The following is a 12,817-nucleotide window of genomic DNA, read 5'->3' as shown; positions in this document are numbered from 1 at the left end:
CAAGCCACGACGCCGCCGCACCGAACGATCCGGGCCCCGGCCGGCGCCTCGCAAGGGGCGCGGGGAACTGCGCGCTAAGCCACAACGGTGCCGCACTGGAATCACGCCCCCCGCCGCCCCGCTGCCCGATCGACTCCGGGCAGGGTCAGCGCCCCGTAAGGGGCGCGGGGAACTGCGCGCTCAGCCAAGACGGCGCCGCACTTGCCCCCCGCCGCCCCGCTGCCCGATCGACCCCGGACCGGTTCAGCGCCCCGCAGGGGGCGTGCGTGCTCAGCCACGACGGCGCCGCACCCGAATCTCGCCCCCGCCGCCCCCGTAGCCGGGGCGCCCCGGTTCGGCCAGACGGGTTGTCGTGTCCGTCGTTCGGGGAAGTTCTGCGGATATTTCTGAGGGCGCGTCAGCGGCAGCGGGCGCCTGAGCTGTGGTTGACGTACCTTATCGGCCGCCGCTCGGCATATGCGTGGCGATCGGGGGAACGAGTGCCCCCGTTGGCCCGTCTCCACAAGCGAGGCGGCTGCGCGCATGATGACAATGGCGAAGACCCTCGCGCAGTGTTCGTGCAGGCGCGTCTACGATGGAAGCCTTCACGTCACCGCACCCACTTCGCCGACCTGAAAAGCCCTCAAAAGCTCCCAGGAAGGCCAGACGAATCCTGATGGGGAACTCAATGTCGTTCATCGGCCGTGACATGGCTGTCGACCTCGGGACCGCCAACACGCTGGTGTACGTCAGGGGTCGCGGGATCGTACTCAACGAGCCGTCCGTGGTCGCGATCAACACCAACACCGGTGGCATCCTCGCGGTCGGTGCCGAAGCGAAGAAGATGATCGGACGGACGCCGGGCAACATCGTGGCCGTGCGCCCGCTGAAGGACGGTGTCATCGCCGACTTCGAGATCACCGAGCGGATGCTCCGCTACTTCATCCTGAAGATCCACAAGCGGCGGTATCTCGCCCGGCCGCGCGTCGTCGTCTGCGTGCCCTCCGGTATCACCGGCGTCGAGCGCCGCGCCGTCATCGAGGCGTCGTCCCAGGCCGGCGCCCGCCAGGTGCACATCATCGAGGAGCCCATGGCCGCCGCCATCGGTTCCGGGCTGCCGGTCCACGAGGCCACGGGCAACATGGTGGTGGACATCGGCGGCGGCACCACGGAGGTCGCGGTCATCTCGCTCGGCGGCATCGTCACCGCCCAGTCCATCCGCGTCGCGGGCGACGAACTGGACAACGCGATCATCCAGCACATCAAGAAGGAGTACTCCCTCCTCCTCGGTGAGCGGACGGCCGAGCAGATCAAGATCACGATCGGTTCGGCGTACGACCTCGACTCCGACGAGCACACCGAAATCCGCGGCCGGGACCTGGTGTCCGGGCTGCCCAAGACGGTCGTCATCTCCGCCGCCGAGGTGCGCAAGGCGATCGAGGAGCCCGTCAACGCGATCGTCGACGCGGTCAAGACGACCCTCGACAAGTGTCCGCCGGAGCTGTCCGGCGACATCATGGACCGCGGCATCGTCCTGACCGGCGGCGGTGCCCTGCTGCGCGGCCTCGACGAGCGGCTGCGCCGGGAGACCGGCATGCCGATCCACATCGCCGAGGACCCGCTGGACAGCGTGGCGTTGGGCTCCGGCAAGTGCGTCGAGGAGTTCGAGGCGCTCCAGCAGGTTCTGGACGCCCAGCCGCGCAGATGACACAACTCTTCGATTCCGCCGTACGAGATGATCCCCTCTCGTACGGCGGATCGTTGATATAGAGGCATAAGCTCCCGCAATTGGGCCCCCAGGGTGTGCGCTTAGGGTTCGCGCTCCGAGGGGGCCACCCGAATTCCTATAGGAAGGGCACGGCCGCCGCACGTGAGGGACACGAAAGAGAGCCGGCTGCTCCTGGTGCTGCTGATCGCCATCGCGTTCGCGCTGATCACTGTGGATATCCGCGGCGGCCAGAACTCCCCGGTCGACGGTGCCCGGCAGGCCGCTGCAGCGGTCTTCGGTCCGATCGAGAACGGGGTGTCCTCGGCGGTCGATCCCGTCGGCAACGCGGTCTCCGCGATCCGCGACTCCGGTGAACGCCATGACCGGCTCGCCCGGCTGGAGAAGGAGAACGCGGCCCTCAAGGCGAAGCTCGGCAGCGACGACCGCAACCGCAGCCGCCTCAACCAGCTCGACAAGATGCTGAAGATCGCGGGTGAGGGCCAGTACGGCATCAAGGGCGCCCAGGTCATCGCCATAGGAGCGGCCCAGGGTTTCTCCTGGACCATCACCATCGACGTCGGCGCGGGCGACGGCATCAAGCGCGACATGACCGTCCTCAACGGCGACGGACTCGTGGGGCGGGTCACCACCGTCGGACCCGACACCGCCACGGTGCTGCTCGCCAGCGACCCCGACTTCACCGTCGGCACCCGCCTGGAGGGCAGCGACGAACTGGGCTTCGCCTCCGGGCAGGGCGACCGCCCGCTGCGCGTCGAACTCCTCAACGGCAAGGCGGAGGTGAAGAAGGGTGACCGGCTCGTCACCTTCGGCTCGCAGGCCGACCGGCCCTTCGTGCCCGGCGTGCCCGTCGGCGTCGTCTCCCGTGTCGACCCGTCCGGCGGCGGTCTGACCCGGACCCTGTCCGTCACGCCGTACGTCGGCTTCACCAAGCTCGACATCGTCGGCGTCGTCGTCCAGGCCCCCAAGAAGGACCCGCGTGACCAGGTGCTCCCGGCCAAGCCCAAGCCGACCCCGACCCCGACGGTGACCGTCACGGTGACCCCGTCCGCGAACGGGGCCGGCACCGGCGACCGGCGGCAGAACAACGGCGGCGACCAGCAGCAGAACGACAGCACGGGCCGGCAGCAGAACGACAGCACCGGCCGGCAGCAGGACGGCAGCACCGATCAGCCGCAGAACGGCGGCACCGATCAGCCGCAGACCGACACGACCGATCAGCAGCAGTAGGAGCTGAATCCCCCATGCGCGTCAACCGGATCCTGCTCTCCACCGCCCTGGTCGTCGTCGCCCTGGTGCTCCAGGTGAGCGTTCTCGCCCGCCTGCACCTGCCGGGCGCCGTCCCCGATCTGCTGCTGCTCACCGTCCTCGGCCTTGCCCTGGTGTACGGCCATGTCGGCGGCGCCCTCGTCGGCTTCGGCGCGGGCCTGCTCGCCGACCTCGCGCCGCCCGCCGACCACGCCGCCGGCCGCTACGCCCTGGTGCTGTGCGTCATCGGCTATCTCGCCGGGCTCGCCAAACCCGACTACGGCCGGCTCAAGTCGGCCACCGGTTCCATGCTCGTGGTGGTCGCCGCCGCGATCGGCTCGACCCTGCTGTACGCGGGCGTCGGCGCCCTCGTCGGCGACACCGCCGCCCGCCATGTCGGCCTCGGCGGACTGCTGTTCACCGCCGCCCTGTACGACCTGCTGCTCGCGCCGTTCGTGGTGCCCGGGATCATGGCCCTGGCCCGCCGCGCCGAGAACGACCCGCTCGCCGAGAGCGGTTCGGCGGCCAAGGGCACGGACATCTCCTCCGGCTGGCTCTCCTCCGGCACGGGACTGCGCATCGGCGGCCAGCGCGGCGGCCTCGGCGGTCTGAAGGCCAAGGCCCGCATCCGCAGCACGCGCGTCGGCCGTATCAAGGGGGTCAAGCGGCTGTGAGACGGCGGCAGTTCACGACGGGCGTGCACAGCTTCGTCGGATATGACACAGGCATCCACTGAGAGGGGGCGGCAACCACAGTGACCAACGCCCACCCGTCTCCCACCACCACCCTTGAAGGAATGGGCTTCGCCCATGACTAACATCCCGGAGACCGGGCGGACCCCACGGGTTCAGATCCGGCTCGTCGTCATCCAGATCCTCGTCCTCTCCCTGCTCGGCACCCTCGGCGGCCGGCTGTGGTACCTCCAGATCCGCGAGGGCGCCGCCTACCAGAAGGAGGCGTCCGGCAACCACGTCCAGCAGGTCGTGGCGCCCGCCGTGCGCGGCGCGATCCTGGACGCGCGCGGCGTGCCGCTCGCCGACAACGAGACCCGCCTCGTGGTCTCCGCCTCCCGTACCGAACTGCTCAGGCAGAAGGACGACGGCAAGGCGGTCCTCACCAAGCTGGCCGGTGTCCTCGGCATGTCCCCCGAGGAGGTCATGCTGAAGGTCCGGCTGTGCGACGCCAAGACCCCGCAGCCGTGCTGGAACGGCTCGCCGTACCAGCCGATCCCCATCACCGACGAGGCCACCCCCAAGCAGGCCCTGCAGATCCGCGAGCGCTCCGAGGACTTCCCCGGCATCACCGCCGAGCCGGAGGCCGTGCGCCGCTACCCGAGCCCCGGCAAGGCCAACACCGCCCAGGTGCTCGGCTACCTCTCGCCGGTCACCGACGACGAGATCCAGCAGGCCAAGGACAGCGACTCGCCGTATCTGCGCTCCGACATGGTCGGCCGCAGCGGTCTGGAGCGCCAGTACGACAAGGAGTTGCGCGGCAAGGCCGGCGTCACCCGCTACGAGGTCGACAACCTCGGCCGTGTCATCGGCAAGGCCGAGTCCGACGCCGCCGAACCCGGTGCCAACCTGGTCACCAGCATCGACTCCCGGGTGCAGCGCGTCGCCGAGTTCGAGCTGGACAAGGCGATGAAGACGGCCCGCCAGCAGTTCGACAAGATCACCGGGACGAACTACAAGGCGGACTCCGGTGCCGTCGTCGTCATGGAGGCCAAGACCGGCCGGGTCGTCGCCATGGCCTCCGCACCGACCTACGACCCGAACGTATGGGTCGGCGGTATCTCCGCCAAGGACTACCAGGCCCTCACCGGGAAGAACTCCGACTACCCGCTGCTCAACCGGGCCATACAGGGTCAGTCCGCGCCCGGTTCCACGTTCAAGGTGGTCTCCACCGCCGCCGCCGTCGAGGCCGGCTACACCTGGAACGGCGGCTACCCCTGCACCAGCTCCTACTCGGTCGGCAACCAGGTCTTCAAGAACTTCGAGGGCGAGAACTTCGGCCCCATCTCGCTCGGCCGGGCCCTTGAGGTCTCCTGCGACACCGTCTTCTACGGCCTCGCCCACAACGAGTGGAAGAAGGACGGCGGCATCAACCCGAAGAAGGGCCAGCCCAAGGACTACTTCTTCAAGGCCGCCCACCAGTTCGGCCTCGGCAAGGAGACCGGCATCGACCTGCCCAACGAGGTCACCGGCCGCGTCCCCGACCGCCAGTGGAAGCAGGCGTACTGGGAGGCCAACAAGGACGCCTGGTGCAAGAGCGGCAAGAAGGACGGCTCCTACGTCGAGAAGATCGCCTACGAGAACTGCCTCGAAGGCAACCAGATGCGCGCCGGTGACGAGATCAACTACTCCATCGGGCAGGGCGACACCCTCGTCACCCCCATCCAGGAGGCCGTGATCTACGGCGCCCTCGCCAACGGCGGCACCATGTACACGCCCACCCTGGGCAAGGCGGTCATCAGCGCCGACGGCAAGACCGTCCAGGAGATCAAGCCCAAGGCGCACGGCAAACTGCCGATCAACCAGGCCGCGCTCAAGGGCATGGACGACGCCCTCGCCGGCGTGGTCACCCGCGGCACCGCCGCCTGGAAGTTCGGCGGCTGGCCGCAGAACAAGATCCCGCTGCACGCCAAGACCGGCACCGCCGAGGTCTACGGCAAACAGACCACGTCCTGGCTCGCCACGTACTCCAAGGACTACACGGTCATCATGACCATCGCCCAGGCCGGTACCGGTTCCGGGGCCTCCGGTGAAGCCGTGCGCAACATCTACAACGCGCTGTACGGCGTCCAGGCCGACGGCTCCATCGACAACAAGAAGGCGCTGCTGCCCACCCCGCAGAAGGGCCTGCCGAAGGTCCGCACGGACGGCACGATCACCTCCCCGAAGATCTCCGACGACCCGGTCAAGGACGTACTGACCTCCCCGTCGCCTTCGGCGCCCGCGGACGGCACACCGCCCGCGGCGACCACCCCGCCCGGCACGGGCAACAGCAACACCCGCAGACGGCGGCCACGCCGCCGGGGCGGTCGGAGAATGCTCACATGACCGGCGCGAACAGCTTCTCCGTCTCCGGGTACGGGCCCGAGAGGGCCGGCTGGACCCGCCTCTTCGCCCGCGACTCACTGGCCCGCCGCCTCGACTGGCCGATACTGCTCGCCGCCCTCGCCCTGTCCCTGCTGGGCTCCCTGCTGGTCTACTCCGCGACCCGCAACCGCACCGAGATCAACCAGGGCGACCCGTACTACTTCCTCATCCGCCACCTCATGAACACCGGCATCGGGTTCGGCCTGATGATCGGCACCGTCTGGCTCGGCCACCGCGCCCTGCGCAACGCCGTACCGATCCTGTACGGCCTCTCCCTGCTCGGCGTGCTGCTGGTGCTCACCCCGCTCGGCTCCACGGTCAACGGCGCCCACTCATGGATCGTGCTCGGCGGCGGCTTCTCGCTCCAGCCGTCCGAGTTCGTGAAGGTCACGATCATCCTGGGCATGGCCATGCTGCTCGCCGCCCGGGTCGACGCCGGCGACAAGAAATACCCCGACCATCGCACCGTCCTCCAGGCCCTGGGGCTGGCCGCCGTACCGATCCTGGTCGTACTGCTCATGCCCGACCTCGGCTCGGTCATGGTCATGGTCATCATCGTCCTGGGCGTGCTGCTCGCCTCCGGCGCGTCCAACCGCTGGATCTTCGGCCTGATCGCGGCGGGCGCCTTCGGCGCGATCGCCGTATGGCAGCTGCACATCCTGGACGACTACCAGATCAACCGGTTCGCCGCCTTCGCCAACCCGAGCCTCGACCCGTCCGGCGTCGGCTACAACACCAACCAGGCCAGGATCGCCATCGGGTCGGGCGGGCTCACCGGCGCCGGACTGTTCCACGGCTCACAGACCACCGGCCAGTTCGTCCCGGAACAGCAGACCGACTTCGTCTTCACGGTCGCCGGCGAGGAACTGGGATTCGTCGGCGCCGGCCTGATCATCGTCCTGCTCGGCGTGGTCCTGTGGCGGGCCTGCCGGATCGCCCGCGAGACGACCGAGCTGTACGGCACCATCGTCGCCGCCGGGATCGTCGCCTGGTTCGCCTTCCAGGCCTTCGAGAACATCGGCATGACCCTCGGCATCATGCCCGTGACCGGACTGCCCCTGCCGTTCGTCTCCTACGGCGGCACGTCGATGTTCGCGGTATGGGTGGCGGTGGGACTGCTGCAGTCGATCCGGGTGCAGCGCCCGATGTCCGCCTGACACCGGCCGGCCGGGTTCACCCGGGTGAAGGGCGGGAGACTTCCCGCCCTTCACCCGGGCCTGACCCTGCCGTACCGGCCCGGCTGCCACTAGATTCGGTCCATGGCGGATGCGAAGCGCGAGATCGAGCGCAAGTACGAAGCCGACGAGAGCGGCCTGCCCGACCTGACCGGCGTCGCCGGAGTGGCGGACATCCTGGACCGGGGCGTCGTACAGCTCGACGCCACCTACTACGACACCGCCGACGAGCGCCTGGCCGCGCACGCCGTCACCCTGCGCCGCCGCACCGGCGGCACCGACGCCGGCTGGCACCTCAAACTCCCGGTCGCCCCCGGCGTCCGCGACGAGATCCACGCCCCGCACTCCGACCGCGTCCCCGGCACCCTCGCCGCCCTCACCCGCTCCCGGACCCGCGACGCCGCACTGATCCCCGTCGTCCGGCTGCGCTCCGCCCGCGACCTGCGCCACCTCGTCGACGCCGACGGCACACTCCTCGCCGAGGTCAGCGTGGACACCGTCACCGCCGAACGGCTCACCGGCCACGGCGGCACCGCCCAGTGGACCGAGATCGAGGTGGAACTCGCCGAAGGAGCCGCCCCCGGCCTCCTCGACAAGGTGGACAAGCGGCTGCGCAAGGCGGGCGTACGGCCGTCCGCGTCCCCGTCCAAGCTGGCCCGCGCCCTCGCCGACACCGCCCCGCCGGACGGCACCGGCCGCCCCCAGCACCCGCAGACACCCGCCGAACCCGTCACCGCGGGCGACCACGTCCTCGCCTACGTCCGCGCCCAGCGCGACGCGATCATCGAACTCGACCCGGCCGTACGACGCGACGAGTACGACTCCGTGCACCGCATGCGCGTCGCCACCCGCCGGATGCGCAGCGCCCTGCGCTGCTACGGCAAGGTCCTCGACCGCACCGTCACCGACCCCGTCGGCGACGAACTCAAATGGCTCGCCGCCGAACTCGGCGTGGACCGCGACCGCGAAGTACTCACCGAACGCGTCACCGCGGCCCTCGCCGAACTGCCCCGCACCCTCGTCGCCGGCCCCGTCCGCGCCCGGCTGCGCACCTGGGCGAAGACCCGCCGCGGCGGATCACGCCGCCGGCTCGCCGGCGTCCTGGACTCCCGACGCTATCTGACCCTGCTCGACACCCTCGACGCCCTGGTCACCGACCCCCCGCTGCTCCCGGCCGCGGCCGGCAAGCCGAAAAAGGTGATCGCCAAAGCCCTGCGCAAGGAGCACGCCAAGGTCTCGACGCTGATCGAGCAGGCCATCGACCTCCCGCCCAGCCGCGAACGCGACGTGGCGATCCACGAGGCCCGCAAGAAGTCCAAGCGGACCCGGTACGCCGCGGAGGCCGCCACCCCTGCGCTCGGCGACCCGGCCGCCGACCTCGTCCAGGCCATGAAGTCCCTGCAGACCCTGCTCGGCGACCACCAGGACAGCGTCATGGCCCGCCAGGCGCTGCGCGAGCTGTCCGCCGTCGCCCACGCGGCCGGGGAGAACACGTTCACCTACGGCGTGCTGTACGGGCGCGAGGAGCAGCGGGCGGCGGCCGTGGAGGCCGAGCTGCCCGACGCCCGGCAGCAGGCCGCGTCCCGGGCGCCCGGCTGAGCGTGCGGGGGAGGCCCCCGAGCGGGTTAGGCTTGATGGTCACCCCTTTCAGCTCACGAAGGTTCGCGAGATGCCTGCCGAAGCCGCCGAGGCCGCGGAATCCGTCTTCCCACAGCTCGAAGCCCTGCTCCCGCATGTGCAGAAGCCGATCCAGTACGTCGGCGGAGAGCTCAACTCCACGGTCAAGCCGTGGGACTCCTGCGATGTCCGCTGGGCGCTCATGTACCCGGACGCGTACGAGGTCGGCCTGCCCAACCAGGGCGTCATGATCCTCTACGAAGTACTCAACGAGCAGGACGGCGTCCTCGCCGAGCGCACCTACAGCGTCTGGCCGGACCTGGAGGCGCTGATGCGTGAGCACGGCGTACCGCAGTTCACGGTGGACAGCCACCGCCCGGTCCGCGCCTTCGACGTGTTCGGCCTGTCCTTCTCCACGGAGCTGGGCTACACGAACATGCTGACGGCCCTGGAACTGGCCGGTATCCCGCTGGAGTCACGCGAGCGCACGACCGACGACCCGATCGTGCTGGCCGGCGGCCACGCCGCCTTCAACCCGGAGCCGATCGCCGACTTCATCGACGCGGCCGTGATCGGCGACGGCGAACAGGCCGTGCTCGACCTGACCCGGATCATCCGCGAGTGGAAGGCCGAGGGCCGCCCCGGTGGCCGCGAGGAGGTCCTGTTCCGGCTCGCGAAGACGGGCGGGGTGTACGTCCCTGCGTTCTACGACGTCGAATACCTCCCCGACGGCCGGATCGCCCGGGTGGTCCCCAACAAGTCGGGCGTCCCGTGGCGCGTCTCCAAGCACACGGTGATGGACCTCGACGAGTGGCCCTACCCCAAGCAGCCGCTGGTGCCGCTCGCGGAGACGGTGCACGAACGCATGTCGGTGGAGATCTTCCGCGGCTGCACGCGCGGCTGCCGCTTCTGCCAGGCCGGCATGATCACCCGCCCGGTGCGCGAACGCTCCATCACCGGCATCGGCGAGATGGTCGACAAGGGCCTGACGGCGACGGGCTTCGAGGAGGTCGGCCTGCTGTCGCTGTCGTCAGCCGACCACTCGGAGATCGGCGACATCGCCAAGGGCCTGGCCGACCGCTACGAGGACGACAAGATCGGTCTGTCCCTGCCCTCCACCCGCGTGGACGCCTTCAACATCGACCTGGCCAACGAGCTGACCCGCAACGGCCGCCGCTCCGGCCTGACCTTCGCCCCGGAGGGCGGCTCGGAACGCATCCGCAAGGTCATCAACAAGATGGTCTCGGAAGAGGACCTGATCCGCACGGTGGCGACCGCCTACGGCAACGGCTGGCGCCAGGTGAAGCTGTACTTCATGTGCGGCCTGCCGACCGAGACCGACGAGGACGTCCTCCAGATCGCCGACATGGCGACCCGTGTCATCCAGAAGGGCCGCGAGGTCTCCGGCTCCAACGACATCCGCTGCACGGTCTCGATCGGCGGTTTCGTCCCCAAGCCGCACACGCCCTTCCAGTGGGCCCCGCAGCTGTCGGCCGAGGAGACGGACGCCCGCCTGCAGAAACTGCGGGACAAGATCCGCGGCGACAAGAAGTACGGCCGCTCGATCGGCTTCCGCTACCACGACGGCAAGCCCGGCATCGTCGAGGGCTTGCTCTCCCGCGGCGACCGCCGCATCGGCGCGGTGATCCGCGCGGTCTACGAGGACGGCGGCCGCTTCGACGGCTGGCGCGAGCACTTCTCCTACGACCGCTGGATGGCCTGCGCCGACAAGGCCCTGGCCCCGTTCGGCGTCGACGTCGACTGGTACACCACCCGCGAGCGCACCTACGAGGAAGTCCTCCCCTGGGACCACCTCGACTCGGGCCTCGACAAGGACTGGCTCTGGGAGGACTGGCAGGACGCCCTCGAAGAAACAGAGGTCGAAGACTGCCGCTGGACCCCCTGCTTCGACTGCGGGGTGTGCCCGCAGATGGACACCAGTATCCAAATCGGCCCAACCGGCAAGAAGTTGCTCCCCCTGACGGTCAAGAACGCAGGTCCGACGCCAGCTTCGAGCGGCCACGCGCACTGAGGCGAGGGGGGCACTCGAACGGGCGATGGAGGCCCTGGCGGGGGGTGAGCGAGGAGGAGTTACTGACGTTGTTGCCGTGATGTCGTCAGCGTGAGTCCGGTTTCGGCGAGACATCCGTCGATGAGGTTGCTGCGGTACTGGATCTGGCGGAGACCGTGTCGGAGCGTGCTGATGAGGTGGTCGGGGTCGGTGAAGGCGGTGTTGACCTGGCTGCTGCGCCGCAGCAGGGACCAGATGCCCTCGACGGGATTGAGGTCCGGTGCGTAGGCCGGCAGGAAGTAGCAGGTGATCCAGTCATGGGTGCCGATGAACTGCCGTAGTCGGCGGTCCTTGTGGACGTTGAGGTTGTCCCACACGAGCACGATGGGTGCGCCGAGTTGCTGGTGTGCGGCGATGAGCAGGTCGCGGTAGTCGGTCCAGGTGAAACTGCGTCTGCCGCCGCGCTTGTGATCGAGATGCCGCTTGGGCCGGTAGATCAGCCGTGAGCGTTCACCGTGCTTGTAGCAGGCCAGAGCGGCGATGGAGAAGCGGCGCTGGGAGCGTCCCCGGACCCGGATGACGGGTGTGCGTCCGCGCCGGGCCCAGGTGCGGGAGGTGGGCGGCGTTATCGAGAAGCCGGCTTCGTCTTCGAAGCACAGCCAGGCGTCGAGCGCCGCCGCGGACCTTCCACCTGCGGCCAGGTCTCCTTCACCCAGCCCGCCACGGCCTCCTCGTCACGCTCGACCGCCCGGCGGGCCGGGACCTGGTGGCTGAAGCCGTGCCGGTGCAGCATCCGCGCGATCGCCGACAGCGTCATGCTCTTGTGGAACCGGCGCCCGATCAGCGTCTTGATCCGCGCCAGCGTCCACGTCTGGTCGCGCCAGCCGTGCGCGACCGGCCCCTTCGTCAGCTCCTGCTCAAGCACGGTGAACAGAGCCTCGCTCAGCCTGGGCCGTGACACGGGCCAAGCAGACCGCAGCCCCTCGGCTCCGGCGTCGTGCCAGGCCCGGCGCCAGCGCTGCACCGAGCGCACACTCACCCGTAAGTCCTTGGCGACCTCGGCGCTGGAGGCGCCCGCAGCGAATCGCTCCGCAGCCTCCAGCCGGATCCGCTCGCGAAACGCCTGCCGTTCAGGCGTCAGCCCACCACCCTGCGGATATCTCACACAACAGGAATACCGCGACGATCACACATCGTCAGCCCTCAACGACAACACGCCGCAAATGTCAGTAGCGGCTGTGCTGGCCGCTGCCGGCGTTGACGGACGTCGGTCGGCGCCCCCGAAGCGGAGCCTCCGTACACCCCTGCCAAAGCCGGCAGCCTCCTCACGCATCCACTCAGAGGTGAAGTGGGTCTGAGCCCGCTACGGCTGAGTCATGGCGTTCGCTACTGGTTCCAGGCGGCTTGCTCCGCTCCCCGCACGCGGCGCTGCCCCCCCGGCCGGGCCAGCGCTCCCGCCTCCGCCCCGATCCAGCCCGGCCACCACCCGTGCCCCGCGCCGAGCAATCAGCCACTTGCTGCGAGAGAAGGAGTAGTGGCTGGGCAGTCGGCCCCACGGCTTTACGGAGCCACTTTGGAGCGAGCCTCGGAGATCGTGGCCCCAACGTCGTGCTTTACCGGGCAGGTCCACAGACTGCCCGACGCGCTGGGAGCGAACGGGACCATGATCACTCGCCCCGAAGCAGCTCCAGGCCACGGCCCTTCCGCCAACTCCAGCGGACATCGACAGCGCCGGGCGTGGTCTGCTCGTAGATTCGTCCTCCTCAGCTCTCAGCCACAAGGCATCATGTGATCAGTCACCCAAACAGTGCTGTAGTCCTACGAGAGCAGGGGGGCCGTGAGCGAGTCGCAAAGAAGGTTCTGGAAAACACTAGTGTCTCGTGACCCTGATTGAGTTACTTCGAGTTGTTATTGACGAGTTTCTTCACGCTGGTCTGGACGAGTCGGACCTTGGCGAGGATCT

General features: G+C 69.3%; 9 protein-coding genes. 7 read left to right on the top strand and 2 right to left on the bottom strand.

Annotated elements, in window-relative coordinates:
• The first annotated feature begins 667 nt into the window (after positions 1-667).
• From ACIRFL_RS40650 to ACIRFL_RS40620, 7 genes are all read left to right on the top strand, one after another.
• A complete protein-coding gene (locus ACIRFL_RS40650; protein WP_004001297.1) occupies positions 668-1,687 on the top strand; it encodes a rod shape-determining protein in 1,020 nt (339 codons plus the stop codon).
• A gap of 162 nt (positions 1,688-1,849) precedes the next feature.
• Positions 1,850-2,935: a rod shape-determining protein MreC gene (gene mreC, locus ACIRFL_RS40645; RefSeq protein ID WP_404039786.1), complete on the top strand. Its 1,086-nt coding sequence runs from the start codon at positions 1,850-1,852 to the stop codon at positions 2,933-2,935.
• Positions 2,936-2,949: 14 nt separating this feature from the next.
• Positions 2,950-3,627 (top strand): rod shape-determining protein MreD, encoded by a 678-nt coding sequence (gene mreD, locus ACIRFL_RS40640; RefSeq protein ID WP_404039783.1) that lies wholly within the window; start codon positions 2,950-2,952, stop codon positions 3,625-3,627.
• A 135-nt stretch (positions 3,628-3,762) separates the two neighbouring features.
• Positions 3,763-6,012, top strand: a complete 2,250-nt coding sequence (mrdA, locus tag ACIRFL_RS40635; RefSeq protein WP_404039780.1) for a penicillin-binding protein 2 — start codon at positions 3,763-3,765, stop codon at positions 6,010-6,012.
• Positions 6,009-7,208: a rod shape-determining protein RodA gene (rodA, locus tag ACIRFL_RS40630; protein ID WP_404039778.1), complete on the top strand. Its 1,200-nt coding sequence runs from the start codon at positions 6,009-6,011 to the stop codon at positions 7,206-7,208. Before mrdA ends, rodA begins: the two co-directional genes overlap by 4 nt.
• Positions 7,209-7,310: 102 nt before the next feature.
• On the top strand, positions 7,311-8,825 hold the full coding sequence (locus ACIRFL_RS40625) for a CHAD domain-containing protein (protein WP_404039775.1): 1,515 nt from the start codon (positions 7,311-7,313) through the stop codon (positions 8,823-8,825).
• Positions 8,826-8,895: 70 nt separating this feature from the next.
• The gene (locus ACIRFL_RS40620; RefSeq protein WP_404039772.1) at positions 8,896-10,875 is read left to right on the top strand and encodes a TIGR03960 family B12-binding radical SAM protein; all 1,980 of its coding nucleotides are present in this window, start codon (positions 8,896-8,898) and stop codon (positions 10,873-10,875) included.
• A gap of 59 nt (positions 10,876-10,934) precedes the next feature.
• Here the strand turns inward: ACIRFL_RS40620 and ACIRFL_RS40615 are convergent, their stop codons facing one another.
• On the bottom strand, positions 10,935-11,483 hold the full coding sequence (locus ACIRFL_RS40615; RefSeq protein ID WP_404039825.1) for a transposase: 549 nt from the start codon (positions 11,481-11,483) through the stop codon (positions 10,935-10,937).
• The gene (locus ACIRFL_RS40610) at positions 11,480-12,019 is read right to left on the bottom strand and encodes a winged helix-turn-helix domain-containing protein (protein ID WP_404039769.1); all 540 of its coding nucleotides are present in this window, start codon (positions 12,017-12,019) and stop codon (positions 11,480-11,482) included. The genes ACIRFL_RS40615 and ACIRFL_RS40610 overlap by 4 nt, the downstream gene beginning before the upstream one ends.
• Positions 12,020-12,817: the final 798 nt, after the last annotated feature.

Origin of the sequence: Streptomyces sp. NPDC102462 (assembly GCF_044765425.1) — a bacterium.
GTDB lineage: Bacteria > Actinomycetota > Actinomycetes > Streptomycetales > Streptomycetaceae > Streptomyces.
This window is presented reverse-complemented; position numbering and strand designations above follow the sequence as displayed.